Below are 24,905 nucleotides of genomic sequence, written 5' to 3' on the forward strand. Positions count from 1 at the left end.
ATCTAAGGCCTCAAGCGTACCCCGCTGCGCGTGGCCAAGGCGCTCGACTTCCTCACCAGCGGCTACCAGATGTCGGCCGAGGAGATCATCAAGAAGGCGCTGTTCGAGGAGGACGCCAAGGAGATGGTGATCGTGCGCGACATCGAGTTCTATTCGATGTGCGAACATCACATGCTGCCCTTCTTCGGCCATGCCCACGTCGGCTACCTGCCCAACGGCAAGGTGGTGGGACTGAGCAAGATCGCCCGCGTCGTCGATGTCTTCGCGCGCCGGTTGCAGGTGCAGGAGCGTCTGACCAACCAGGTGGCGGATGCCTTGATGGAGCATCTCGGCGCCCATGGCGTGGCGGTGGTGATGGAGGCCAGTCACACCTGCATGATGATGCGCGGGGTCCAGAAGCAGCGCAGCACCACGGTGTCGAGCGCAATGCGCGGCGCCTTCGAGAGCGACCCGCGCACCCGCGCCGAGTTCATGTCCTTCGTGCGCGGCTGATTCAGCCCCTTTCGATCAACCCTGCTCGAGCTGCCACTGCACCGCGTAACGCATCAGTTCGGCAGCCGAGGACAGCTGCAGCTTGCGCTTGATCTTCTCGCGATGGGTTTCGATGGTCTTGACGCTGAGGTGCAGCCGCTCGGCCATACGGCCATTCGACACCCCCTCGCCGATGAGGATGAACACCTGCAGCTCGCGGTCGGTGAGCAGTTCGACCGGGGACTGTGCCGGCACACGCTTCTGCGCGAATCCCTCGACGAAGCGCTGCTGCATGTCGGCGCTGAGATAGATGCGCCCGGCCAGGGTCTGGCGGACCGCGGCGATCACCTCGTCGATGCCCTTGTGCTTGTTGATGTAGCCAAGCGCCCCGGCACCGATGGCACGCTCGGCGAACAACGCCTCCTCGTGCACCGAGCAGACCAGGATGCGGATCTCAGCATCATGGGTTCTGAGCCGCTTGATCAGCTCCAGACCGTTGCCGTCCTCGAGCGAAAGATCGACGACGGTCAGGTTCGGGGTGAGGTCGCGCACCAACTGCAACCCCTCGCGTAGCGTCTCGGCCTCGCCACAGACCTCCAGATCCGGTTCGGCGGCGATCAGACTCGCCAGACCGGCCCGAACCAGCGGATGGTCATCCACGATCAGAATGCGTTTTACAGGCTCGTTCACTTGGAGATACGCCACCGATCAAGACACGTTGCGTGAGGATCGCCCCTGACAGGGGGAACTCGATCGAGATGATCCCCTGATGCCGGCATCAGGGGATCCCTGATCTTAGCGCCATCGTTGCACTGGGACAATGAAGCTCGACTTCATCGGTCCGTCCAGCCCCGGCACACGGCCTGGCACGGCGGACGACCGCAGTCTGGCGCCAACCCGCGCCAGGCGGAGATCAACGTCCACACGTGCAGCAAAACACCATTCGAAGATGAACTCGCCCGACTTCCATTTCGATCAGCATCCAGGGCAAGTCGGCACGCCGCCCTACACCTCCGTGCTGCATGCCTCCGGTCCCACGCCCCATCATGCGCCCAGGATCCCGAACACCACGCCCGAGGTGCTCGTCTGCATCGACGCACAGGAGCAGATCGTGATCTGCGATCATGGCGTCGAGCCCCTGTTCGGCCACTCGCCCGAGGCGCTGCGCGGCAACTCCTGGAAGCACCTGGTCGCGCACCAGAGTCAGCAGCGTCTCAGCGACCTGCTGCAGCAGGTCGACACCAGCCCGCACCCCGACGGCATCGACCTGGGCCAGGCCGGGCTGCTCGGCCAGCATCAGGACGGCGCGCTCTTCCCTCTCGACGGTCGCATCCTGCCGGCGCGCAGTGGTGCCAGCGGCGGCTATACCCTGGTCCTGCGTCCGGCGCCGCGTCGTGACGATGGCCGCGATCACTGCCCCGAGGTCGAGCGCCCACACCTCATCGACCAGCTCGATCGCGCGCTGCAACAGCACCGCCGACTCAACCGCTCCTGCGCGCTGTTGGTGATCGACATCGCCCTGGGCAGACACCACGCCAACCCGGCGCACACCGAGACGATGATGCAGGCCTGCATCCAGCGGCTGCAGCACGGGCGTCGCCGTCAGGACCGCCTGGCCCGGTTCGGCGCCAGCCGGCTGGCACTGCTGCTGAGCGAGATCACCGGTGTGGACAAGGTCGAGCGCGTGGTCGAGCGCCTGCGCACCACCCTGTCCCAACCCGTCGAGTCCGCCGGCGGCCAGCACCGACCCAGCCCGCGCATCGGCTTCGCCTGCTATCCCGAGGACGCAATCTGTCCGGCGACACTGCTCGACCACGGCGAGCGTAGCTGTACCGAGCGACATCGCCCACCGACCATCCTGGTCAGCTGAGCCGACGCCCTCCCGTCGGCGATCGCCTTTTGACCGCGCTTCTTCTATCCTAACCGCTCCACGCGTCCTGTCATCGCGCGTTCATCCAAGATGCGATGACGGGGCAACGACGCGCCCCGGGGCGTCTGCCGTTTCCAGGAGAACGATCGTGCGCGCGCTGTTGTTCCTGGCGCTGAGTTACATCCCGCTTTGGATCCTGCTGCAGCAGGTACCGGGCTGGCCCGTTGCATCGCTCTGCGCACCGGAGGCCGCCCTGACCCTGGCTGCGGTGATGCTCGGCGGCCTGCAGGCCCTCCTGCTCCCCATCACCGCCACTCTGATCTACGCCCTGACCGCCTGGCCAGAAGAGGCCGCCACCCGCCAGCTGGCTACGGCGCTGCTGCCCCTGCCCCTCTATGGCCTGCTCGGGCACTATCTGGCGCGCCGGCGGTTGATGCTCGAACCCTCGCTCAATGCCTTGCTGGCGATTGCCGCCACGGCGCTGGCCGCCATCGCCGCACAGAGCCTGATCCAGCCCGACACCCTGACCGCCGAACCCGGCCAGGGCGGGGCCATCTTCGTCTCCCTGCTGGTCACCGCCGCCCTGCTCTCGTTGCGTCAACACCCTGAACACCATCCCACGCCACCACCGCCGGCACAGGATACGGCCCGCACCACCCTCGGGCTGGCGCTGCTGCTGGCGTTGTTGAGCGCGCCGTTGAGCGATCACGGCATCGCCGCGCTGCTGCCACTCCTCGTCCTGCTCGCACTGCCGCTGGCGGCCGCCTTCGGCCTCGCACTGGGCCCACGAGCGGCGCTGGCGATGCTGTGCGGACTCGAGCTGCTCGCGCTGGTGCTGGCCGGCGCGCTCGGCTCACCGACGCTGACCCCGCTCTATCAGGCCGTGCTGGTACTGATCGGCGGCGCGTTGCCGCTGGCGATCAACCAGCTGCGGTTGCAGGTCGAGACGACCACGGCGAGGATCGGCCTGGCTCGGCACTTCGACAAGGAGCGGGTGGCGTACGGGCGCACCGCCCACCGACTCGCCCGCACCCTGCACGACGATCCGATGCAGCTGCTCACCGCGGCCGCACTCACCACCCAACGTCTCGCGCGCGACAGCGACGATGCCTCACGCGAGACACTGCGGCGTGTCCACCAGCTGATCGATCACGCGATCGACTCGATGCGCGGCGTCTGCGCCCGACTCAGCCCCCCACTGCTGCACGAGTTCGGTCTCGCCGAGGCCTTGACCCGCGAGGTACGGTCCAGCGCCAGCGGCGGCGAACCGCCACTGCTCGAACTCGATGCCGGACCACCGGTGGTCGCTGGGGCAACCCGCATCCTGCTCTTCGACAGCCTGCAGGCGCTGCTCGAGCACTATCCGCTGGCACGGATCCGCTTCACCACGAGGGCGGACGAGGGGTTGTCGATCATCCTCGACATCGCCGCCCCCGGCAGCGCAGCCGACCTGCCGCGCACCACGCTCGGCCAGATGCTCGAGCTGCGGTTGCAGGCACTCGGCGGAGAGCTGCGGCTGGCAGCGGATGGCATGAAGATCAGGATGGAGGTGCCACCACGAGCCTTACTCGCGGATGCGCTGGACGAACGTCCGGGATGAGGGGCCGCCCGCGCCCTGACGGGCACGGACGCGAGCGGGACCGACCAGGATGGCCGGCCCCGACGGGGGGCGATCAGTTGCGGGTCTTGTCGACCAGCTTCTGCTCGCGGATCCAGGGCATCATCTCGCGCAGACGCTCGCCCACTTCCTCGATCTGGTGCTCGGCGCCGATGCGACGCAGGGCCTTGAGCGAGGAGGCACCGGCCTGGTTCTCGAGGATGAACTCCTTGGCGAACTGACCCGACTGGATCTCCTCGAGCACACGCTTCATCTCGGCCTTGGACTCGGCGTTGACGACGCGCGGACCACGGGTGAGGTCACCGTACTCGGCGGTGTTGGAGATCGAGTAGCGCATGTTGGCGATGCCGCCCTCGTAGATCAGGTCGACGATCAGCTTGACCTCGTGGAGGCACTCGAAGTAGGCCATCTCGGGGGCGTAGCCGGCCTCGACCAGGGTCTCGAAACCGTTCTGGATCAGCGACACCAGACCACCGCAGAGCACCGCCTGCTCACCGAAGAGGTCGGTCTCGCACTCCTCGCGGAAGCTGGTCTCGATGATGCCGGCACGGCCACCGCCGTTGGCCGAGGCATAGGCCATGGCGATGTCGCGGGCCTGACCGGTGGCGTCCTGGTAGACCGCGATCAGGCTCGGCACGCCGCCGCCCTGGGTGTAGGTCGAGCGCACCAGGTGACCGGGGCCCTTGGGCGCGATCATGATGACGTCGAGGTCCTCGCGCGGCTCGATCTGGCCGAAGTGGACGTTGAAGCCGTGGGCGAAGGCGAGCGCCGCACCCTGCTTGATGTTGGGGGCGATCTGGTCGCGGTAGAGCGCGCCCTGGTGTTCATCGGGGGCGAGCACCATCACCACGTCGGCGCCAGCAACGGCTTCCTCGATCGACTTCACCGCCAGACCGGCGTTGGCCGCCTTGACCGCCGAGGCCGACCCCTCGCGCAGACCGACGGTGACCGAGACGCCGGAGTCCTTGAGGTTGTTGGCATGGGCATGGCCCTGCGAGCCATAGCCGATGATGGCGACCTGCTTGCCCTGGATGAGGGACAGATCGGCGTCTTTGTCGTAGTAAACGTTGATGCTCATGGGTGTGGATCCTATCGGATGGTGATATCCGCGCGGCGACGGATATGGAAGCGGAAGGCGTCCGGGCGATACCGCCCGGACGCCACATGGATACCGAAGGCTAGATGGTCAGACCCTTCTCGCCACGGGAGATCCCGGTCGGCCCGGAGCGCACGACCTCGATGATCAGCTCCTCGGCGACGGTATCGATGAAGGCGTCGAGCTTGTGGGTCGCCCCGGTCAGTTCGATGACATAGCTGGTGTCGGTGACATCGATGATCTTGGCGCGGAAGATGTCGACCAGACGCTTGAGCTCCTCGCGGTCGCGCCGCTCGGCGCGCACCTTGACCAACATCATCTCACGCTCGATGTGCGGGCCTTCGCAGAGATCGAGCAGCTTGACGGTGTCGACGAGCTTGTTGAGCTGCTTCTTGATCTGCTCGACGATGTCGTCGTTGCCGGTGGTCACCAGCGTCATGCGCGAGAGCGTGGGGTCGTCGGTCGGGGCGACGGTCAGGGATTCGATGTTGTAGCCACGGGCCGAGAACAGTCCGGCGACACGCGACAGCGCGCCCGCCTCGTTCTCCAGCAACACGGCGATGATGTGTCTCATGTGATCTTCTCGTCTTGTGTCGGCGCGGCGCTCAGGCCAGTTCTCGATCGGACAGGCTCGGCGAGAGCTGCATCTCGTGCTGGCCCTTGCCGGCGGCGATCATCGGATAGACGTTCTCCGTGGGATCGACCACCACGTCGAGGAACACGAACCTGTCGGTCATCGCGAACGCCTCCTGCATCGCCGACTCCAACTCCTCCGGGCGCTCCACGCGCATGCCGACATGGCCGAAGCTCTCGGCGAGCTTGACGAAGTCGGGCACCGCGTCGACATAGGAGTGCGCGTAACGGCCGTCGTAGAAGAACTCCTGCCACTGGCGCACCATGCCCATGTAGCCGTTGTTGAGCAGGATCACCTTGATCGGCAGCCCGTACTGCATGCAGGTGGCCAGCTCCTGGATGCACATCAGGATGCTCGCCTCACCCGAGACGCAGGCGACCTGGGCATCGGGATGACCGAGCTGGACGCCGATGGCCGCCGGCAGGCCGAAGCCCATGGTGCCGAGCCCGCCGGAGTTGATCCAGCGCCGCGGCTTGTCGAAACCGTAGAACTGAGCCGCGAACATCTGATGCTGACCGACATCGGAGGTCAGATAGAGATCACCCTTGGTGACCTTGTGCAGGGTCTCGATGGCGAACTGCGGCTTGATCGTGCTGCTGGTGCGATCGTACTGGAGGCAGTCGAGCGCACGCCACTGTGCGATCTGCTCCCACCAGGCGGCGAGCGCCGTATCGGTGCCCGAGACCGCCGGCTGCTCGCGATAGAGCCGCAGCATCTCCTCGAGCACCTTGCCGACCTGACCGACGATGGGCACGTCGACCTTGACGTTCTTGGAGATCGAGGAGGGGTCGACGTCGACATGGATGATCTTGGCGTTCGGGCAGAAGTGCTCGATCTTGCCGGTGACGCGATCGTCGAAGCGCGCACCGATGGCGATCAGCACATCGGTCTCGTGCATCGCCATGTTCGCCTCGTAGGTCCCGTGCATGCCGAGCATGCCGAGGAACTGACGATCGCTCGTCGGATAGGCACCCAGCCCCATCAGCGTGCTGGTGATCGGGAAGCCCGACTCGCGCACCAGCTCGGTGAGTTGCCCCGAGGCCTCGCCGAGCACCACCCCGCCGCCGGTGTAGAACACCGGTCGCTTGGCCGCGCGCATCAGCTCCACGGCGCGGCGGATCTGCCCCGAATGGCCCTTCTCGATCGGGCTGTAGGAGCGCATCCGCACCTCGCGCGGATACGCATAGGGCACCTTGATGCCGGGGTCGGTGACATCCTTGGGGATATCGACCACCACCGGCCCGGGCCGCCCCGAGGTCGCGATATAGAAGGCCTTGCGGATGGTCAGCGCCAGCTCGTTGACATCCTTGACGAGGAAGTTGTGCTTGACGCAGGGCCGGGTGATGCCGACGGTGTCGACTTCCTGGAAGGCATCGCTGCCGATCACCGGGGTCGGCACCTGGCCGGTGAGCACCACCATCGGGATCGAGTCCATATAGGCGGTGGCGATACCGGTGACCACATTGGTCGCGCCCGGCCCCGAGGTGACGAGACAGACGCCGCACTTGCCGGTGGCGCGGGAATAGCCATCGGCGGCATGGGCCGCGGCCTGTTCATGACGCACCAGGATGTGACGCAGCGCGCCGTGACGGAAGAGTGCATCGTAGATGTGCAGGACGGCACCGCCGGGATAGCCGAATACGCACTCGACGCCCTCGTCGGCCAGCGCCTGGACGACGATCTCGCCGCCACTCAACAGCGGTCCAGACGGCCCCTCGGCCGCGTCCGCGCCCATCTCATCCGGCTCCACTGACAGTGTCACCTCTACGACCTCCGATCACCCACCTTGATACTGCGACACTCGACGGAGCGCGTACGCGCCCCGCGACCGGAAGCGGCCGGGCGGCACGGATCCGGGGCCGATACCAGGGAACAGGTGAAATTGGTTGAAAAGGGATCGAAATTACAGGCATACCGAACGGGGGTCAAGCCAGGCCGGGATTCAGGTCACCCGCCCGCCGCGCAGCGGGTTGTCGCGCACGCTCGGCACCCCATAGGCCTGATCGTGGACATCCTGGAGCAGTCCCAGCTCCTCCCAGGCGTCCTCGGGCCAGCCACCGGGCTCGGCATGCTCCCCGATGATCAGATCCTGGAAACGCAGATCGAAGGCCTCGGGGTCGCCCCAGACCAGCGCCAGATAGTTGAGCGCATCGGGGTAGCGCATCTCGAGCGTCGAGCCGCCATCGCTCGAGGGCGGCAGGACCTCGCTGGGGCTTGCCAGATGCGCGCCACGCAGCCAGTCCGGCGCCTCGGCATAGCTCGACGTCGCGGCCTTCCAGTCGCTCGGCAGCTGCTCGAGGAGCAGCTCGACGAGTTTCTTGAGCATCGGACGCGGATGCTCGATCGCGAACCGCAGCGAATAGAGCGCCGGCCAGTTGCCATCGGCCGCGCGGGCCGCCGTCACCTCGCGCACCCGCGCGCGCAGCCGCAACGAGGGCAGATCGCCATCGCCACGAATCACCAGGCGGATGCTCTGATCCACCGCATAGGCCTCGAAGGCGCTCAGCGTCACCTCGCCGCTGACGACCTGCTTGAGGGTATGGCGCATGTCGCTGGCATCGGCCATGGTGATGTTGAGCTCGCGCACCAGCGCCGGCCCGTCGACGCCATCGCGGGGACAGAGCATGTTGAGCAGCTTCTCGAGCCGGGCCTGGCTGCGCGGCGACAGACTCTGGAAGCGGACGGCGACCTGGTAGCGTCCGTCGGCGAGACGCTGAGCGCGGGCGAGTTCGGCCTCGGCGGTGATCTGGCCGCCACCGGTCCAGGGCAGCAGCAGCGTCAGCGGCCCGGCCTCGCGGGTCGGCAGCTGGCCACCGAGCGACTTGCCGCTGACGATGAATCGCGCCCCGCCCCAGGAGAGATCCTGATTCAGTGCCGAGACGGGCTGGTCACGCCCCGGCAGCCTGACCTTGATGGGGATCTCGGCACTGATGCGTGCCTGGGTGCGGCGCTCGTGGAAACTGGACTCTGCGTGTTTGCTCATCGGGGGGATCTGGCTGCATCGGTGCACGACCTTCGACAAGGACCGCGCATCATGATTATCCGTTCAATTATAGATTGCACGTCCTGTGCGGAACGCGTTCGGCTCGACACAATGACCAAGGTGCCAGCCGGAGGCAAGCAATCGCAGACAACCGCCCGGCAACCCAGCGCCCCGTTGTGCTCGTCACCGTTGCACCCTAAACTCGCGTATTTTACGTCCTGGCCCCTTGCCCAATGCGCACATCCCAATTCCCTCTGCACACCGTCAAAGAAACCCCCGCCGACGCCGAGATCGCCAGCCACCAGCTGATGCTGCGCGCCGGCATGATCCGCAAGCTCGCCGCCGGCCTCTACACCTGGCTGCCGCTGGGGCTACGGGTGCTGCGCAAGGTCGAGCGCATCGTGCGCGAGGAGATGGACCGCAGCGGCGCGCTCGAGGTCTCGATGCCGGCGGTGCAGCCGGCCGAGCTGTGGCAGGAGTCGGGGCGCTGGGAGCAGTACGGCCCGGAGCTGCTGCGGCTACGCGACCGCCATCAGCGCGAGTTCTGCTTCGGCCCCACCCACGAGGAGATCATCACCGATCTGGCACGTAGCGAGATCAAGAGCTACAAGCAGCTGCCGGTCAACTTCTACCAGATCCAGACCAAGTTCCGCGACGAGATCCGTCCCCGCTTCGGGGTGATGCGTGCGCGCGAGTTCCTGATGAAGGACGCCTACTCCTTCCATCTCGACGACGACTCGCTCGAGCAGACCTATCGCGAGATGCACGCCACCTACAGCCGCATCTTCACCCGCTGCGGGCTCGACTTCCGCCCGGTGCAGGCCGACAACGGCAGCATCGGCGGCAGCGCCTCGCACGAGTTCCACGTCCTCGCCAGCTCCGGCGAGGACGCCATCGCCTTCTCCGATGCCAGCGACTATGCCGCCAACGTCGAGCTGGCCGAGGCCGTGGCGCCGCGCGCCGCACGCCCCGCGCCGGGCGAGGAGGCGCGCCTGGTCGACACCCCCGACACCCGCACCATCGCCGATCTGGTCGAGGGCTTCGGGCTGCCGATCGAGCGCACCGTCAAGACCCTGGTGGTCGCCGCGGCCGAGGACAGCGAGGCCGAGCTGGTCGCGCTGGTGGTGCGTGGCGATCACGAACTCAACGCCATCAAGGCCGAAAAACTGCCCCAGGTCGCCAGCCCGCTGCGCATGGCCAGCGAGGCCGAGATCCGCGCCGCGATCGGCGCCGGCCCCGGCTCGCTCGGCCCGCGCGAGCTGCCGATCCCCTGCGTCGTCGACCGCGCGGTGGCGGTCGCCGCCGACTTCGCCGCCGGCGCCAACAGCGACGGCAAGCACTGGTTCGGGCTCAACTGGGAGCGTGATCTGGCGCTGCCCGAGGTCGCCGACCTGCGCAACGTGGTCGAGGGCGACCCCAGCCCCGATGGCCAGGGCACCCTCACCATCGCCCGCGGCATCGAGGTCGGTCATATCTTCCAGCTCGGACGCAAGTACAGCGAAACGATGAAGGCCACCGTGCTCGGCGAGGACGGTCGCGCCACGGCCATGACCATGGGCTGCTACGGCATCGGCGTCTCGCGCGTGGTCGCCGCCGCCATCGAGCAGCACCACGACGACAAGGGCATCTGCTGGCCGGCGCCCATCGCCCCCTTCGAGGTCGCCCTGGTGCCGATGCGCATGGGCAAGTCCTACCGGGTGCGCGAGACCGTCGAGCAGCTCTACGACGCGCTGCGCGAGGCCGGGGTCGACGTCCTGCTCGACGACCGCGACGCCCGCCCCGGATTCATGTTCGCCGACATGGAGCTGATCGGGGTCCCGCACCGTATCGTCGTCGGCGACAAGGGCCTCGATCAGGGCATGGTCGAGTACAAGGGCCGATGCGACGCCGAGATGCAGCTCGTCGCAGTCGATGCCATCGTCGACTTCATCCGCGAGCGGCTGCAGCCGAGCGCCTGATCCGGCGGCGGGGCGAACGCGCCCCGTCGTCCCCGACGGCCCGTCCCGGCGCCGTCCCCGAGCGGCGACGCCGACGACAGGCGTCGCTCCCGCCCATTCCTGACAGCAGAATCACGATCATGACCAAAGAAGCCTCCTTCGACAGGGAAGAACTCCTCGCCTGCGGCCGCGGGGAGATGTTCGGCCCGGGCAACGCCCAGCTGCCGGTCCCCAACATGCTGATGATGGATCGCATCCTGCGCATCGCCGACTTCGGCGGCGCCAACGGCAAGGGCGAGATCCTCGCCGAACTCGACGTCAACCCCGACCTGTGGTTCTTCCAGTGCCACTTCCCCGGCGACCCGGTGATGCCCGGCTGTCTCGGTCTCGACGCACTGTGGCAGCTGGTCGGTTTCTATCTGGCCTGGATCGGCAACCCCGGCCACGGTCGCGCACTCGGCGTCGGCGAGGTCAAGTTCACCGGACAGGTGCTGCCCGAGGCGAGCAAGGTCACCTATCACATCGACATGAAGCGGGTGATCTCGCGCAAGCTGGTGCTCGGCATCGGTGACGGCATCGTCCAGGTCGACGGTCGCACCATCTACACCGCCAAGGATCTGCGCGTGGGGCTCTTCACCTCGACCGAGGGATTCTGAGCGGCTGACACGCCGCCGGATCGACGGTCGTCGTCCGGCGGCGAGAGGATGAAATCAGGCGGGCTGCACGGGCACCGTCGCGACCACGGCGACTGCGGGCAGAGGACTCTGCACCGCACCCTCGAGCGACTGGGCGCCGGAGTTGCCGGAAAACAGGTGCGGGATCAGGAAATAACCCACCGCGACACCGCTGATCGCACCGATCGCAGCACCCAGCAGGATGGCATACCACTTCATGGTTGAACGAACCTCGTCACGCTCACGACCGCGCCCCAGGGCACCATGCCCCGGGGTCTGACCCCACGCACCGACACGCTGTCGACGCGCGGCTCGGCCGCGTTCCCCCGAGTGTCCGAACTCACCACGGACAAGTCAAGCCACGCACCCGCCGAACCGACTCACTCCGGCTGGGCGACGAAGGTCACGACAAAGGTCACCGGCACCGCCCGGGCGATGCGCTCGAGCCCGGCGATCTCGCGCAGTTGCTCCACACCGTCACTCAACCCGAACTTCTCCGCATCGACGATCAACGGCTTCGTGCTCGCCACCATCAGCGTGGTCTCGTCGAGCCGCGCCACCTGCATGCTGATGGTCATCGGCTGGGTCTCACCGTGCAGCGACAGCCGCCCCTCGGCGATCAGCGGCATCATCGACCCGACCTCGAGCGCAGCGAGCTGCTCGGGATCGACCTTGGCCTCGAGCAGCGCCTCGCGATAATCGGCAGTCTCGAACAGCATCTCGCGCATGCGCTCGTTGCGGATCGGGATCAGCGTCTCGACACTGTCGAGCATCAGCGTCACGGTGACATCGCCCTGCTCACCGACCACGCCATGCACCTCCTCGAAGGTGTTGATCTCGGCGACATCGCCCGACTTGATCGAGACGAAGGCCAGGTGCGAGCGCTCGGGATCAAGGGTCCAGTCGGCGAGCACCGGAGTCGCGGCAAGCAGGGCACTACAGCCCAGGGCAAGGATCGAATGACGCATTCGTACGCTCCCTATGCAGAGGATCATGGGTCCAGGCACCGCAGGGCGCGGCGCGATCAGGGAGAGAGGTTATGGGCGGCTGGCAAAATTCAAGCCCCGGGCTGTCCCGATGCCACGCGCCATGTCATCCTCCCGGCACCGACCACCACCACAGACATCGAGCATGCAAGCGATCCACATCCCCCATCCCGACTGGCTGGACGGACTGCTCGCGTCGCGCGCCACGCCCCTGCCCGACCCCGAGGCGCAGATGGCGCTGGTACTCACCCTGGCCGAGACCAATGTACGCCAGCGCAGTGGCGGCCCCTTCGGCGCGGCGGTGTTCGCACGCGCCGACGGGCGGCTGCTCGGCGCCGGGGTCAACCGGGTCAGCGCCAGTCATTGTTCGCTCGCCCATGCCGAGATGCTGGCGCTGGCGAGCGCCCAGCAGCGGCTCGGCGACGATGATCTGGGGCGTGCCTGTCCCGGCGGCTGCGTGCTGGTGAGCAGCGCCGAGCCCTGCGCCATGTGCATGGGCGCGATCCCCTGGAGCGGGGTCGATGCCCTGTACTGCGGGGCTCGCGACAGCGACGTGCGCGCGATCGGCTTCGACGAGGGGGACAAGCCCGCCGACTGGGTGGCGCACTATGCGCACCGCGGGATCGCGGTCACCCGCGACCTGCTGCGCCCACGCGCGATTGCCGTCCTCGAGGCCTATGTCGCCGGCGGCGGCGTGCGTTATGGACCCGCCGCGACATCGGCCTGAGCGGGCGCGAGCAGCATCCGCTCGACGTCGGCCAGGCGCACCTCGATCCCGTCGAGGGTGCGGAAGCGCCGCCCCTCGACCGAGCCTCGGCGCGCCAGATAGCGGGTCTCGGCGCCGCTGGCGACATTGAGCACCCGCACCTCGACCACCTCGCGCCCCCGCTGCCAGTCATGCAGCAGATAGAAGCCGCTCGCCCCGAGCATCACCACCACCAGCCCCGCAGCCGTCCAGCGCAGTGCGCGCGAGGGCAGCCCTGGACGCATCCCCGGAGCGGTGTCGCCCCGCCAGCGCGCGCGCACCACCAGATAGGCCCCGGCGATCACCGCCAGGGTCAGCACCAGCTTGCCGATCATCGTCCTGCCCCCATGTCCTGACACACGGCTTGCGCCTTCCCGAGGGCAGGCCTTACCATCAACCGAGCCTTGTCGCCGGCGATCTCGCCCATCATCCGATGCATCGTTTACTGCCCATCCTGTTCGTTGCCGTACTCGGCGCCTGTAGCGAACCGCCACCGCCGACGCTCAACCTGTTCCGCGCGCTCGAGATCGGCGACCTCGACCAGGTCAAGCGCCACCTCTACTGGGAGGACGGGACCGACCGCCCCGACAGCGCCGGTGATTACCCGCTGCACATCGTCGCCCGTACCAATCGGGTCAGCATCGGTCGCGCTCTGCTCGAACACGGCGCCGACCCCGAACGACGCAACGGCGCTGACCAGACCCCGCTCGAGGTCGCCCTGGCCAACGGCAAGATCCTCTTCGCACAGATGCTGATCGAGGCCGGCGCCGCCTTCGATCCCCAACGGCTGTTGCTCGAGCAGGCCGCCACCGGCAACGCCGACCGCGACGTCCATACCTTCCTGCTCGAACAGGGCGCGGTCATCGACCAACCCGACGCGCAGGGACGGACCGCGCTGCACCTGGCCATCGCCGGCGGCCATCTCGACGCCGTCTCCCGACTCATCGACAATGGCGCTGACGTCAACCGCGTCGACGGCAAGGGCCATCTGCCACTGGAACTGGCGCGCCAACCCGGAATCGGCCCGGACGCCGGGACCATCGAGCGATTGCTGCTGCGCAATGGTGCGCGCGCAAACCGCTGAACGCGGTCCATCATCAGCAAGGAGATTCAATCAATGACCGAAACGGTCGAAGACCTGTCCGTCAGCTATGTCGAGGACGGGATCGAAACCACGCAGCAACTCGACAAGGTGATCCTCTCCAAGGGGAGCTGGACGACCATCGTCTTCCGCTATCGCGACTGGGACCGCGCCAAGAACTGCTACGGCCCGGACAAGTTCACCATCCGCCGCTATCAAAAACGCAGCGGCGAGTATCGACAGCAGTCGAAGTTCAACATCTCCAGCCGCGCCCAGGCGCAGTCACTGGTCGACGCGCTGCAAGGCTGGCTGAGCGAGGCCGAGGACTGAGAGAGGCTGGACCGCCAGGACCTCGCCCGACCTGAAACCGCTGGTCATGAGCAGCTGCGCCCCGCCTCGGATCGCTCAAGGCTGATGCCAATCGCCAGGGCGCCGAGGAGACACGGGCGGGGCAGATGCATCGGCTTCCAGGTCGGGCATGGCTTGCCCAGACATCACCCCATCGACAACTCGCCAGGGCGCATCGACGGACAGCCCGACATCGACATCGGCAACTGACACCAAGAGCCACCTCGGTTCAGCACAGGCGGTCAAGGTCGATGATCGGACATCGCAGCAGACGTTGGGTTGCCAAGAAGCGGCAACCCAACCTACGGGCCACTGGCAAGGCCAGGGCTGTCAGCGGATCTCGGCCTGCAGCAGACCGAGGATGCGCTCGGCGCTGGCCGAGTCGTCGATCCGCCCCTTGTCGTCGAGCACCCGGACGCGGGATCTCTGGGTATCGCCCTCGACCTGGATCAGGTACTGACGCACCCCCTCCTCCGAGTCGCCCTTGCCACGCCAGAAGGCCAGACGCGAGAACATGCCGCGCTTCTCCTCCTCCTCGACCGCACGCCCGCCCTCGCCGCCGTAGCGAACGTAATAGAGCCCACGACTCTGGTCGCGATCCTCGACCGCGAAGCCGGCGCGATCGAGCGCCGAGCCGGTCAGGCGCCAGGCGCGACGGAACTCCTCGTCGATCGCCAGCACCTGGACACCGCCGTCCTCGGTCAGTCGCGCCCGCTGCGGCGCAACCGTATCGCCGCCACGTGTGGCGACCGCCGTGGCGGCACGCTGTGTCGAGGCACCGAGATAGATCATCAGCCGGCGCAACATCTCGGCCTCCTTGCCGGCATCACGACCGCTGGGCTCCCACACCGTCCCGGCACTGTCGCCGAGGGCGTTGGTGACCAGCTTCTCCTCCATGCCGCGATGGCTGAGATGGACATCGGTGGTGCCGGCGCCGGTGCCACGTTCGATGCGCACCCGGTACTGATCGCGCGTCGAGGTGGCATAGACCCCCTCGACCACCTTGCTCAGCATGCGGGTGACGAAGTCCTTGCGGATCTCGGCGCGGTTGTCGAGCCAGTCGGTGCGCATCACCCCGATGGCGGGGTTCTGGTCGAGCAGCAGGATCCCCTGCTCGCGCCAGAAGGCGACGACCCGCGACCACACCTGCTGCGGCGAACCCTCGACCTCGAGCCAGCGCTCGTCACCGCGACGCTTGAGCTCGACGTCGGCGACCTCGGGCAGCACCTCGGTGGACCCCGAGGCGGCGATCCGCGCCCGCGCCGCGCGCGAGCCGGAGTATTCGGAATAGGTGGTGGTACCGGCCACGACCCCGGGCACATCGAGCGCATCGTCGAAGCTGCTGCCGACCAGATCCGGCGGAACCTCGAGGTTCTCGCCGGCCTCGCGCTGCTTTTTGTAGGCGAGACGCTGGTCGGGCAGCGCGTCGTTGACGGCGGACATGCTGCAGCCGGCCATCAGGGGGACCAGGATCGCCACGGCACAGACACCGGGCAGCCAGAAACTTGCTCTCAACGTCAGCAACCTCTCAGTGGAGTTGGGGGACGCGTGGGCGCCGGCCGGGGGTAGCGCTGCGGCGCCCTCCCCCGGCCCAGGCGTGACGATCAGAGGATGCCGGCCCGCTCCATGGCGGCCCTGACACGTCCGTGATATTCATCGGAGAGCCAGGTCAACGGCAACCGGATCCCGCGCGGGCTGCGCCCCAGTTCGGAGACGGCCCATTTTACCGGGATCGGGTTGGACTGCACGAACAACTCGGCATGCAGACCGGCGAGGGGCTGATCGAGGGCGACGGCCTGCTCGCGCTCGCCGGCGAGCGCTGCGGCGCACATCGCCTGCATCTCGCGCGGGGCGACGTTGGTCGTCACCGAGATCACCCCGTCACCGCCGCGCAGCATGAACTCGCAACCGGTGGCGTCATCGCCGCTGTAGAGGGCGAAGTCCGGCCCGCAGCCCTCGCGCAACGCCGTCACCCGCTCGAGCTCTCCGGTGGCATCCTTGATGCCGACGATGTTGTCGATCGTGGCCAGGCGCGCCACCGTATCGCTGTGCATGTCACAGGCGGTGCGACCGGGGACGTTGTAGAGGATCTGCGGCAGGTCGACCGCCTCGGCGATCGCCTTGAAGTGCAGATAGAGCCCTTCCTGCGTCGGCTTGTTGTAGTAAGGGGTGACCAGCAGCGCGGCGTCGGCCCCGGCCGACTGGGCGCAACGGGTCAGCGCGATGGCCTCGCGCGTCGAGTTCGCGCCGGTACCGGCGATGACGGGGATGCGCCCGGCGGCGAACTCGACACAACGGCGGATGACCGCACAGTGCTCATCCTCGTCGAGGGTGGCCGACTCGCCGGTGGTGCCGACGGCGACGATCGCCGTGGTCCCGGACTCGACATGCCAGTCGATGAGCGCGCCCAGGCTCTCCTCATCGACCGTGCCATCGGCGTGCATGGGCGTGACTAACGCAACGATGCTGCCGCGTAACATGCGTGGACTCCATTAGAGCAAAGCGGCCATGGTAGCTTGCGCGAACGCGTCGAGACAACCAGCGCGCCATGCCACCTCTCGCCACCAGACGGGGAATGTCGAGTCCGCGCGCCGGTGCTCACCGGCACGCGCACCACATCAGGCGCCGAAGACCGCCTGACAGACGGCCAGCAGGCTCGCCGGGAAGATCCCGAGCGCGAGCAGCGCCAGCCCGTTGAGCGACATCGCCACCCGCACCCCGCCGCTGCTGACCAGCGCCGGCGCATCCTCCTCGGGCTTGTCGAAATAGATGTAGCGCACCACCCGCAGGTAGTAGAAGGCACCGATGATCGAGAAGATCACCGCCACCACCGCCAGCCACACGAAGCCGATGCGCACCACCGCCTCGAGCACCAGCAGCTTGGCCATGAAGCCGACCAGCGGCGGCACCCCGGCCATCGAGAACATCACCAGGGCCATCATCGCCGCGTACCAGGAGTCGCGCTCGTTGAGGCCCTTGAGGTCCTCGATGCGCTCGGCGTCGAAGCCCTTGCGGCTGAGGATGATGAGGATGCCGAAGGCGCCGGTGGCCATCACCGCGTAGGTGATGGTGTAGAACATCGCCGCGGCATAGCCCTGCTCGGTGCCGGCGAGCAGACCGAGGAAGATGAAGCCGACGTGCGAGATGGTCGAGTAGGCGAGCATCCGCTTGATGTTGCGCTGGGCGATCGCCACCAGGTTGCCGATCCCCATCGACAGCACCGCGAGGATCAGCAGCATGCCCTGCCAGTCGGCATGGAGGCTGCCCAGGCCATCGACCAGCAGACGGATGGCAAGCCCGAAGGCGGCGATCTTCGGCGCGCTGCCGAGCAGCAGCACCACCGGGGTCGGGGCGCCCTCGTAGACGTCGGGCACCCACATGTGGAAGGGCACGGCGCCGAACTTGAAGCCGATGCCGATGACCATGAACACCAGACCGAAGACCAGGACCTTGTTCTCCATGCCCTGGCTGGCGAGCGCCTCGGCCACCGCACCGAACTCGACCGAGCCGGTGGCGCCGTAGACCATCGAGATGCCGTAGAGCAGCATGCCCGAGCCCAGGGCGCCGAGCACGAAGTACTTCATCGCCGCCTCGGCCCCGCGCGAGGAGTCGCGATCGAAGGCGACCAGCGCATAGAGACTCAGCGCCAGCAGCTCGAGACCGAGATAGACGGTGATGAAGCTGTTGGCCGCGACCATCACCAACATGCCGAGCACCGCGAACAGCCCGAGCATGTAGAACTCGCCGACCAGCATGTCGCGATCGCGCAGCCAGGGACGGGCATAGATGAACACCAAGAGGCTGACCACCAGGATCGCCCCCTTGAGCAGATCGGCCAGCGAGTCGCGCACGACGTTGCCGTCGAACACCAGCTCGGTGGCGCCACCACCGACCGCGGCGGTCAGGGCAACGGCGGCCACCAGACCGATCAGGGTCAGTCCGTGGATCACCTCGCGATGACGTTCAGCGATGTAGAGATCGACCACGAGCACGATGGCGGCGGTGAGCAGCACCGCGATCTCGGGCAGGATCGGCAAGAGGTTGGCGGCGTCGAAGTGCATGTGAATCTTCCAGTGAGAGTAGATCCGCGTTCGCGGCGCCCGGGGCGGGGGCGGTGCTCAACCGCCCCGGACCTGCACGCGACAAGGGGTCAGGGTTGGACGACGGTGGCCAGCGGCTCGGGGCGCGCGAGCACACAGGCGCCGATCTCGTCGGCCGGCAGCTTGCAGGTGGTCACCTGGGCGACCAGATGCTCGACCGAGGTGTGCATCACCTCGAGCAGCGGCGCCGGCCACAGACCGAGCGCCAGCACCGCCGCGGCGAGCACGCCGAGGTTGAGCGCCTCGCGACGGTTGAGGTCGGTGAGCGCCGCGACCTTGTCGTTGGCCACCGGGCCGAACACCACCCGTTTGATCATCCACAGGGTATAGGCCGCGGCGAGGATCAGGGTGGTGGCCGCCAGCAGCGCCCACCAGAAGTTGGCACGGAAGGTGGCGAGGATCACCATGAACTCACCGACGAACCCGGAGGTGCCCGGCAGCCCCGAGTTGGCCATGGCGAAATAGACGAAGAAGGCGCCGAACCAGGGCATGGTGTTGACCACGCCGCCGTAATCGGCGATCTCGCGCGAGTGCACCCGGTCGTAGAGCACGCCGACACAGAGGAAGAGCGCGCCGGAGATGAAGCCGTGCGAGATCATCTGCACCATGCCGCCCTCGACGCCCATCACCGCACCGGCACCGGCTGTCGAGTTCTGCACGATGGCGAAGACGATGAAGAAGCCGAGGGTGACGAAGCCCATGTGGGCGATCGAGGAATAGGCGATCAGTTTCTTCATGTCGCGCTGGGCGAGAGCGACGAAGCCGATATAGACCACCGCGATCAGCGACATGGCGATGATCAGCCAGGCGAGCGCGGCGCTGGCGTCCGGGGCGATCGGCATCGAGAAGCGCAGGAAGCCGTAGCCGCCGATCTTGAGCATGATCGCCGCCAGCACCACCGAACCGCCGGTGGGCGCCTCGACATGGGCGTCGGGCAGCCAGGTGTGCACCGGGAACATCGGCACCTTGACCGCGAAGGCGAGCAGGAAGGCGATGAAGATCAGCGTCTGCGCGGTCATCCCCAGCTCGAGGCCGTGGAAGTCGAGGATGCTGAAGCTGTCGGCCTGGAAGTACATGTAGATCAGCGCGACCAACATGAACACCGAACCGAAGAAGGTGTAGATGAAGAACTTGATGGTCGCATAGACCCGGTTCGGCCCGCCCCAGACCCCGATGATGATGAACATCGGGATCAGCATCGCCTCCCAGAAGACGTAGAAGAGCACCGCGTCGAGCGCCGAGAACACGCCGATCATGACGCCTTCCATGATCAGGAAGGCGGCCATGTACTGACTCGGCTTGTAGCTGATCACCTCCCAGCCGGCGATCACCACGAAGATGGTGATGAAGGTGGTGAGGATGATCAGCGGCATCGAGATGCCGTCGACCCCGAGCGCGTAGTAGACGTCGAAGGTCGGGATCCAGGCCACGCGCTCGGCGAACTGCATCTCGGCGGTGCCCGGATCGAAGCCGAACCACAGCCACAGGCTGGAGACGAAGGTGAGCACGGCGAAGCCGAGCGCGGTCCACTTGGAGGTGGAGGCCGACCTGTCACCACTGGCCAGCACGGCGATACCGCCGACGATCGGCAGCCAGATGAGCAGCGTCAGCAGCGGAAACTGATACATGCGGGGCGTCTCCCTGTGCGCGTCAGAGGGTCACGAAGATCGTCATCAGGCCGACCAGACCGACGATCATCGCGATAGCGTAATGGTAGAGATAACCGGTCTGCAGCAGACGCAGCACGCCGGCCATGCGGCCCACGCTACGCGCCGAGCCGTTGACCATACCGTCATCGATCAGCGCCCGGTCGCCACGGCTCCAGAAGGTCTGACCGAGCAGCTGCGCGCCACCGGCGAGGAAGCGCTGGTTGAAGTCGTCGAAGCCGTACTTGTTCTGCAGCAACCGGGTCAGCGGCCCGCCGAGGGCGAGCAGCTTGGCGTCGATGTCGGGCTTGCGCGCGGCGACCACCCACCAGATCAGCGCGGCGAGCACCAGACCACCGAGCGCGAGCATCAGCGTCGGGGTGCCGAGCGCGTGCATCACGAAGGCGCTCTGGCCGTGCCAGTGCTCGCGCAGATGCGCCAGGGTGTCGTGCTCGGGGGCGACCATGATCGGGCTCCAGTCACCCGAGGCGAACCAGTCGTTGATCAGCATCGGCTCGATTGCGAACCAGCCGATGAACAGCGAGGGGATGGCCAGCATCACCAGCGGCACGGTCACCACCCAGGGCGTCTCGTGCAGGTGCTCGCGGGTATGCTCGTCCATCCGCGGCTTGCCGTGGAACACCAGGAAGTACATGCGGAAGCTGTAGAGCGCGGTCACCAGCACGCCGAGGGTGAGCAGCACCGAGGCGTAGCCACCGCCGAAGATCGCCGTCTCGTTGACCGCGGCGATGATCGCGTCCTTGGAGAAGAAGCCGGAGAAGCCGGGGAAGCCGATCAGCGCCAGCGAGCCGATCAGCGCGGTGATCCAGGTGATCGGCATGAACTTGCGCATACCGCCCATCTCGCGGATGTCCTGCTTGTGGTGCATCGCGATGATCACCGAGCCGGCGGCGAGGAACAGCAGCGCCTTGAAGAAGGCGTGGGTCATCAGATGGAAGACGCCGGCGGCATAGGCCGAGGCGCCGAGCGCGGTGATCATGTAGCCGAGCTGGGAGAGCGTCGAGTAGGCGACCACCCGCTTGATGTCGTTCTGCACCAGACCGATCAGCCCCATGAAGAAGGCGGTGGTGGCGCCGATGATCAGCACGAAGCTCAGCGCCGCCTCGGAGAGCTCGTAGAGCGGCGACATCCGCGCAACCATGAAGATACCGGCGGTGACCATGGTGGCGGCGTGGATCAGCGCCGAGATCGGGGTCGGGCCCTCCATCGAGTCGGGCAGCCAGACGTGCAGCGGCACCTGCGCCGACTTACCCATGGCGCCGATGAACAGCAGCACGCAGATCAGGGTCATCAGCGAGATGCCGCCGAACAGCGCCACCTCGGTATCGGCCAGCCCCGGGGCGGCGGCGAACACCTCGGCGTAGTCGAGGGTGCCGAAATACATCGCCACCGCGGCGATGCCGAGGAGGAAGCCGAAGTCGCCGACGCGGTTGACCAGGAAGGCCTTGAGGTTGGCGAAGATCGCGCTCTCGCGGGTCGACCAGAAGCCGATCAGCAGGTAGGAGACCAGACCGACCGCCTCCCAGCCGAAGAACAGCTGCATGAAGTTGTTCGCCATCACCAGCATCAGCATCGAGAAGGTGAACAGCGAGATGTAGCTGAAGAAGCGCTGATAGCTGTTGCGACCGGTGAGCGCACCCTCGGGCCAGTTGTGCTCGTCGTCGGCCATGTAGCCGATGGTGTAGATATGCACCATCAGCGAGACGAAGGTCACCGTGGCCATCATCATCGCGGTGAGCTTGTCGACCAGGAAGCCGACCTCGAAGCGCATGCCGTCGGAGACCAGCCAGGTGTAGACGGTGCCATCGAACACCGCCTGCTCCGCCCAGATGAAGCGTCCCAGCACCCACAACGACAGGAGTGTGGAGAGGCCCACGCCGGCGATGGTCACCGAGTGCGCGCCCACGCGGCCGATCCTGCCGCCGAAGAAGCCGGCGACGATGGCGCCGACCAGGGGCGCGAGCACGATGGTCAGGTAGACGTTTTCCATCTTGATTTCTGCTCTTTCGCTCTATTTGCCGTGTCCACGGGTGCCGACCGCGGTGAGGCGGCGGCGCCCGAGGGCCTCCGCGCGCCGCCGCGCGCGCCGCAACGACGATTCCCAGGGACCGCCGGCGCCTCGGCGCCCGCGCGCGCCCTACCCTTTCAGGACGTCGAGATCCTGCACATTGATCGACCGTCGGTTACGGAACAGCACCACCAGGATGGCCAGTCCGATCGCCGCCTCGGCGGCCGCGACGGTGAGGATGAAGAAGACGAACACCTGTCCCGTGACATCCCCGAGGAAGTGCGAGAAGGCCACGAAGTTCATGTTCACCGCCAACAGCATCAGCTCGATGCACATCAGCAGCAGGATCAGGTTCTTGCGGTTCAGGAAGATCCCGGCCACCGAGATCGAGAACAGCAGACCACCGAGGATCAGATAGTCGGAGAGCGCGATCATGCGGACCCTTCCTCTTGCGATTGTGCAACACCCCGCGCGCCCTGCTCCTCGCGCAGCCCCGCCGTGGAGACCTGCGAGACCAGACGCACCCGGTCCGGCCCCTTGCGCACCTCGACCTGATGCTTGGGATCGACATACTTGGTATCGGGACGCTTGCGCAGGGTCAGACGGATGGCGGCGATGATGCCCACCAGCAGGATCACCGCGGCCAGCTCGAAGGGATAGACATAGGCGGTGTAGAGCAGCATCCCGACCTCCTCGATGTTGGAGGCCTCGGCCGGCGCCGCGGCCGGTGCCGGGAACTGCTCGGCACCGAAGTTGCCGGGCCCCACCACCAGCAGGATCTGCGCGGCCATCACCACCGCGATCACCGCGCCGAGCGGCAGATAGCGGATGAAGCCCGCGCGCAACGTCGCCAGGTCGATGTCGAGCATCATCAGCACGAACAGGAACAGCACCATCACCGCGCCGACATAGACCAGCACCAGCACCAGCCCGAGGAACTCGGCCTCGAGCAGCAGCCAGAGCGCGGCGCTGGAGAAGAAGGCGAGCACCAGATAGAGCACCGCGTGCACCGGATTGCGCCGCGTCACCACCATCCCCGCCGCCGCCAGGGTGATGGCGGCGAAGACGTAGAAGAGAAACTTTTCAAAGCCCATGGTTGATCCCTAGTCTCCTGGATGCGCGAGACGGCGCGTGATCCCGTTCATCGATAGGGCGCATCGGCCGCCCGCGCCGCGGCGATCTCGGACTCGTACTTGTCGCCGATCGCCAGCAGCTTGTCCTTGGTCATGATGTGCTCACCACGATTCTCGAAGTGATACTCGTAGACCCCGGTCTCGACGATCGAGTCGACCGGGCAGGACTCCTCGCAGAAGCCGCAATAGATGCACTTGAACAGATCGATGTCGTAGCGCGTGGTGCGCCGCGAGCCGTCCTCGCGCGGTTCGGCCTCGATGGTGATGGCCAGCGCCGGACAGACGGCCTCGCACAGCTTGCAGGCGATACAACGCTCCTCGCCGTTGGGATAGCGACGCAGCGCATGCAGCCCACGGAAGCGCGGCGAGATCGGCGCGCGCTCCTCCGGGTACTGAACCGTGAACTTGCGTTTGAACAGATAACCGCCGGTGACCCGCATCCCCCGGAACAGCTCGACCAGGAGCAGGCTCTGCACATACTCTCGCGCGTGTTTCAGCATCTTGCCTCCTCCACAATCACGCCGACCACCACGGCGGCAGCCGGTAGACCACCGCCAGCGCCACGACCAGGATCCACACGATCGTGATCGGGATGAACACCTTCCAGCCCAGGCGCATGATCTGGTCGTAGCGGTAGCGCGGGAAGGTCGCGCGCAGCCACAGGAACAGGAACATGAAGAAGCCGGTCTTCAACGCGAACCAGTGGAAGCCGTCGTCGAGCAGCGCCACCCCGTCGACCCAGGACTGCGGCAGCGGCGACAGCCAGCCGCCCATGAACAGCACCGCGGTCAGCGCCGAGATCAGGATCATGTTGGCGTACTCGGCGAGGAAGAAGACCGCAAAGGCCATCCCCGAGTACTCGACGTGGAAGCCGGCGACGATCTCCGACTCGCCCTCGGCGACGTCGAAGGGCGCGCGGTTGGTCTCGGCCACGCCCGAGATCAGATAGACCCCGAACAGCGGCAGCAGCGGCAGCCAGTACCAGGTGAACAGGTTACCCGCCTGGGCCTCGACGATGGCGCCGAGATTGAGGCTACCGGCGGCCACCAGCACCCCGACCAGGGCAAAGCCCATGGCGATCTCGTAGGCGACGATCTGCGCCGCCGAGCGCATCGCGCCGAGCAGCGCGTACTTGGAGTTGGAGGCCCAGCCGGCGATGATCACGCCGTAGACCCCGAGCGAGGTCAGCGCCAGCACATAGAGCAGCCCGGCGTTGATGTCCGAGAGCACCAGCCCGGCGTCGAAGGGGATCACCGCCCAGGCGGCCATCGCCGGGCCGATGGTGATCACCGGGGCCATCAGGAAGAGCGCCTTGTCGGCCTTGGAGGGGATCACCACCTCCTTGAGCAACAGCTTCAGCGCATCGGCGATCGGCTGCAGCAGGCCGCGCCAACCGACCCGGTTGGGGCCGATGCGGACCTGGATATAGCCGATCACCTTGCGCTCGGCATAGGTGTAATAGGCCACCAGCAGCAGCAGCGGGACCAGGATGGCGGTGATCTTGAGCAGGATCTGGATCACCACCGGGAGGCTGTTCCACAGTTCGATCATAGT

Annotated in this window: 24 protein-coding genes and 1 pseudogene; 8 read left to right on the top strand and 17 right to left on the bottom strand. The window is 66.8% G+C overall.

The genetic code is table 11. The features are described from left to right. Positions 1-6: 6 nt before the first annotated feature. Positions 7-492: pseudogene (folE, locus tag EBL85_RS04960) on the top strand (GTP cyclohydrolase I FolE); the annotation flags it as partial. Between the two features lie 15 nt (positions 493-507). Here folE and EBL85_RS04965 read toward each other — a convergent pair. Further along, positions 508-1,131 (bottom strand): response regulator transcription factor, encoded by a 624-nt coding sequence (locus EBL85_RS04965; RefSeq protein ID WP_243695653.1) that lies wholly within the window; start codon positions 1,129-1,131, stop codon positions 508-510. A 289-nt stretch (positions 1,132-1,420) separates the two neighbouring features. On the opposite strand from EBL85_RS04965, the gene EBL85_RS04970 reads away from it, so the two are divergent. Then, complete coding sequence (locus EBL85_RS04970; RefSeq protein ID WP_190288039.1) at positions 1,421-2,341, top strand: PAS domain-containing protein; 921 nt, start codon at positions 1,421-1,423, stop codon at positions 2,339-2,341. A 148-nt stretch (positions 2,342-2,489) separates the two neighbouring features. Continuing rightward, on the top strand, positions 2,490-3,941 hold the full coding sequence (locus EBL85_RS04975; protein WP_123142328.1) for a sensor histidine kinase: 1,452 nt from the start codon (positions 2,490-2,492) through the stop codon (positions 3,939-3,941). A gap of 73 nt (positions 3,942-4,014) precedes the next feature. Here EBL85_RS04975 and ilvC read toward each other — a convergent pair whose 3' ends face one another. The 4 genes from ilvC to EBL85_RS04995 all read right to left on the bottom strand — a co-directional run bounded on the left by ilvC (position 4,015) and on the right by EBL85_RS04995 (position 8,672). After that, positions 4,015-5,031, bottom strand: coding sequence for a ketol-acid reductoisomerase (gene ilvC / locus EBL85_RS04980; RefSeq protein WP_025275104.1), 1,017 nt, complete (start codon positions 5,029-5,031; stop codon positions 4,015-4,017). 106 nt (positions 5,032-5,137) lie between these two features. Then, on the bottom strand, positions 5,138-5,629 hold the full coding sequence (ilvN, locus tag EBL85_RS04985) for an acetolactate synthase small subunit (RefSeq protein ID WP_005220234.1): 492 nt from the start codon (positions 5,627-5,629) through the stop codon (positions 5,138-5,140). A gap of 31 nt (positions 5,630-5,660) precedes the next feature. Continuing rightward, entirely contained in the window at positions 5,661-7,424 is a 1,764-nt protein-coding gene (locus EBL85_RS04990) for an acetolactate synthase 3 large subunit (protein ID WP_123139811.1), read from the bottom strand. A 207-nt stretch (positions 7,425-7,631) separates the two neighbouring features. After that, positions 7,632-8,672 carry a PilZ domain-containing protein gene (locus EBL85_RS04995; protein WP_123139812.1) on the bottom strand — a complete coding sequence of 347 codons (1,041 nt, stop codon included), beginning with the start codon at positions 8,670-8,672 and terminating at the stop codon, positions 7,632-7,634. A gap of 233 nt (positions 8,673-8,905) precedes the next feature. Between EBL85_RS04995 and EBL85_RS05000 the strand changes: the two genes are divergently transcribed. Continuing rightward, positions 8,906-10,630 (top strand): proline--tRNA ligase, encoded by a 1,725-nt coding sequence (locus tag EBL85_RS05000; protein ID WP_123142329.1) that lies wholly within the window; start codon positions 8,906-8,908, stop codon positions 10,628-10,630. Positions 10,631-10,749: 119 nt separating this feature from the next. Beyond that, positions 10,750-11,265, top strand: coding sequence for a 3-hydroxyacyl-[acyl-carrier-protein] dehydratase FabA (gene fabA, locus EBL85_RS05005; RefSeq protein ID WP_062276685.1), 516 nt, complete (start codon positions 10,750-10,752; stop codon positions 11,263-11,265). A gap of 54 nt (positions 11,266-11,319) precedes the next feature. Here the strand turns inward: fabA and EBL85_RS05010 are convergent, their stop codons facing one another. Both EBL85_RS05010 and EBL85_RS05015 read right to left on the bottom strand, forming a co-directional pair. Beyond that, on the bottom strand, positions 11,320-11,502 hold the full coding sequence (locus tag EBL85_RS05010; protein ID WP_123139814.1) for a hypothetical protein: 183 nt from the start codon (positions 11,500-11,502) through the stop codon (positions 11,320-11,322). Between the two features lie 161 nt (positions 11,503-11,663). Further along, a complete protein-coding gene (locus EBL85_RS05015) occupies positions 11,664-12,251 on the bottom strand; it encodes a YceI family protein (protein WP_123142330.1) in 588 nt (195 codons plus the stop codon). Between the two features lie 163 nt (positions 12,252-12,414). Between EBL85_RS05015 and EBL85_RS05020 the strand changes: the two genes are divergently transcribed. Then, the gene (locus tag EBL85_RS05020) at positions 12,415-12,996 is read left to right on the top strand and encodes a nucleoside deaminase (RefSeq protein ID WP_123142331.1); all 582 of its coding nucleotides are present in this window, start codon (positions 12,415-12,417) and stop codon (positions 12,994-12,996) included. Here the strand turns inward: EBL85_RS05020 and EBL85_RS05025 are convergent. Next, entirely contained in the window at positions 12,969-13,349 is a 381-nt protein-coding gene (locus EBL85_RS05025; RefSeq protein WP_123139817.1) for a hypothetical protein, read from the bottom strand. The genes EBL85_RS05020 and EBL85_RS05025 overlap by 28 nt on opposite strands. A gap of 98 nt (positions 13,350-13,447) precedes the next feature. On the opposite strand from EBL85_RS05025, the gene EBL85_RS05030 reads away from it, so the two are divergent. Continuing rightward, entirely contained in the window at positions 13,448-14,098 is a 651-nt protein-coding gene (locus EBL85_RS05030; protein WP_123139818.1) for an ankyrin repeat domain-containing protein, read from the top strand. A gap of 33 nt (positions 14,099-14,131) precedes the next feature. Then, a complete protein-coding gene (locus EBL85_RS05035) occupies positions 14,132-14,425 on the top strand; it encodes a hypothetical protein (RefSeq protein WP_123139819.1) in 294 nt (97 codons plus the stop codon). 348 nt (positions 14,426-14,773) lie between these two features. On the opposite strand, the gene bamC is transcribed toward EBL85_RS05035, so the two are convergent. From bamC to nuoH, 9 genes are all read right to left on the bottom strand, one after another. Further along, on the bottom strand, positions 14,774-15,958 hold the full coding sequence (gene bamC, locus EBL85_RS05040; RefSeq protein ID WP_123142332.1) for an outer membrane protein assembly factor BamC: 1,185 nt from the start codon (positions 15,956-15,958) through the stop codon (positions 14,774-14,776). Positions 15,959-16,047: 89 nt separating this feature from the next. Beyond that, positions 16,048-16,923 (bottom strand): 4-hydroxy-tetrahydrodipicolinate synthase, encoded by an 876-nt coding sequence (dapA, locus tag EBL85_RS05045; protein ID WP_123139821.1) that lies wholly within the window; start codon positions 16,921-16,923, stop codon positions 16,048-16,050. 138 nt (positions 16,924-17,061) lie between these two features. Further along, positions 17,062-18,504, bottom strand: coding sequence for an NADH-quinone oxidoreductase subunit NuoN (gene nuoN, locus EBL85_RS05050; RefSeq protein WP_123142333.1), 1,443 nt, complete (start codon positions 18,502-18,504; stop codon positions 17,062-17,064). 89 nt (positions 18,505-18,593) lie between these two features. After that, complete coding sequence (locus tag EBL85_RS05055) at positions 18,594-20,171, bottom strand: NADH-quinone oxidoreductase subunit M (protein WP_005220220.1); 1,578 nt, start codon at positions 20,169-20,171, stop codon at positions 18,594-18,596. A gap of 22 nt (positions 20,172-20,193) precedes the next feature. Then, positions 20,194-22,200 (bottom strand): NADH-quinone oxidoreductase subunit L, encoded by a 2,007-nt coding sequence (nuoL, locus tag EBL85_RS05060; protein ID WP_123139823.1) that lies wholly within the window; start codon positions 22,198-22,200, stop codon positions 20,194-20,196. Positions 22,201-22,347: 147 nt separating this feature from the next. Continuing rightward, positions 22,348-22,653: an NADH-quinone oxidoreductase subunit NuoK gene (nuoK, locus tag EBL85_RS05065; RefSeq protein WP_062276709.1), complete on the bottom strand. Its 306-nt coding sequence runs from the start codon at positions 22,651-22,653 to the stop codon at positions 22,348-22,350. Continuing rightward, complete coding sequence (locus EBL85_RS05070; RefSeq protein WP_123139824.1) at positions 22,650-23,312, bottom strand: NADH-quinone oxidoreductase subunit J; 663 nt, start codon at positions 23,310-23,312, stop codon at positions 22,650-22,652. Before EBL85_RS05070 ends, nuoK begins: the two co-directional genes overlap by 4 nt. A 47-nt stretch (positions 23,313-23,359) precedes the next feature. Continuing rightward, positions 23,360-23,851: an NADH-quinone oxidoreductase subunit NuoI gene (gene nuoI, locus EBL85_RS05075; protein WP_005220216.1), complete on the bottom strand. Its 492-nt coding sequence runs from the start codon at positions 23,849-23,851 to the stop codon at positions 23,360-23,362. Between the two features lie 16 nt (positions 23,852-23,867). Further along, positions 23,868-24,902 (bottom strand): NADH-quinone oxidoreductase subunit NuoH, encoded by a 1,035-nt coding sequence (gene nuoH / locus EBL85_RS05080; RefSeq protein WP_123139825.1) that lies wholly within the window; start codon positions 24,900-24,902, stop codon positions 23,868-23,870. Positions 24,903-24,905 lie beyond the last annotated feature (3 nt).

The organism is Marichromatium sp. AB32 (assembly GCF_003718675.1).
Classification (GTDB): domain Bacteria; phylum Pseudomonadota; class Gammaproteobacteria; order Chromatiales; family Chromatiaceae; genus Marichromatium; species Marichromatium gracile.

Bases quoted from the DNA above. Each gene is read 5' to 3' on its own strand.
- EBL85_RS05030 (WP_123139818.1), top strand. From the start codon at position 13,448: ATGCATCGTTTACTGCCCATCCTGTTCGTTGCCGTACTCGGCGCCTGT.
- nuoH (WP_123139825.1), bottom strand. From the start codon at position 24,902: ATGATCGAACTGTGGAACAGCCTCCCGGTGGTGATCCAGATCCTGCTC.
- EBL85_RS05070 (WP_123139824.1), bottom strand. From the start codon at position 23,312: ATGGGCTTTGAAAAGTTTCTCTTCTACGTCTTCGCCGCCATCACCCTG.
- EBL85_RS05015 (WP_123142330.1), bottom strand. From the start codon at position 12,251: ATGCGTCATTCGATCCTTGCCCTGGGCTGTAGTGCCCTGCTTGCCGCG.
- EBL85_RS05020 (WP_123142331.1), top strand. From the start codon at position 12,415: ATGCAAGCGATCCACATCCCCCATCCCGACTGGCTGGACGGACTGCTC.
- EBL85_RS04970 (WP_190288039.1), top strand. From the start codon at position 1,421: ATGAACTCGCCCGACTTCCATTTCGATCAGCATCCAGGGCAAGTCGGC.
- EBL85_RS05035 (WP_123139819.1), top strand. From the start codon at position 14,132: ATGACCGAAACGGTCGAAGACCTGTCCGTCAGCTATGTCGAGGACGGG.
- ilvN (WP_005220234.1), bottom strand. From the start codon at position 5,629: ATGAGACACATCATCGCCGTGTTGCTGGAGAACGAGGCGGGCGCGCTG.
- EBL85_RS04990 (WP_123139811.1), bottom strand. From the start codon at position 7,424: ATGGGCGCGGACGCGGCCGAGGGGCCGTCTGGACCGCTGTTGAGTGGC.
- nuoI (WP_005220216.1), bottom strand. From the start codon at position 23,851: ATGCTGAAACACGCGCGAGAGTATGTGCAGAGCCTGCTCCTGGTCGAG.
- EBL85_RS05025 (WP_123139817.1), bottom strand. From the start codon at position 13,349: ATGATCGGCAAGCTGGTGCTGACCCTGGCGGTGATCGCCGGGGCCTAT.
- EBL85_RS05055 (WP_005220220.1), bottom strand. From the start codon at position 20,171: ATGTATCAGTTTCCGCTGCTGACGCTGCTCATCTGGCTGCCGATCGTC.
- EBL85_RS05010 (WP_123139814.1), bottom strand. From the start codon at position 11,502: ATGAAGTGGTATGCCATCCTGCTGGGTGCTGCGATCGGTGCGATCAGC.
- fabA (WP_062276685.1), top strand. From the start codon at position 10,750: ATGACCAAAGAAGCCTCCTTCGACAGGGAAGAACTCCTCGCCTGCGGC.
- EBL85_RS04995 (WP_123139812.1), bottom strand. From the start codon at position 8,672: ATGAGCAAACACGCAGAGTCCAGTTTCCACGAGCGCCGCACCCAGGCA.
- nuoN (WP_123142333.1), bottom strand. From the start codon at position 18,504: ATGCACTTCGACGCCGCCAACCTCTTGCCGATCCTGCCCGAGATCGCG.
- dapA (WP_123139821.1), bottom strand. From the start codon at position 16,923: ATGTTACGCGGCAGCATCGTTGCGTTAGTCACGCCCATGCACGCCGAT.
- nuoL (WP_123139823.1), bottom strand. From the start codon at position 22,200: ATGGAAAACGTCTACCTGACCATCGTGCTCGCGCCCCTGGTCGGCGCC.
- EBL85_RS05000 (WP_123142329.1), top strand. From the start codon at position 8,906: ATGCGCACATCCCAATTCCCTCTGCACACCGTCAAAGAAACCCCCGCC.
- nuoK (WP_062276709.1), bottom strand. From the start codon at position 22,653: ATGATCGCGCTCTCCGACTATCTGATCCTCGGTGGTCTGCTGTTCTCG.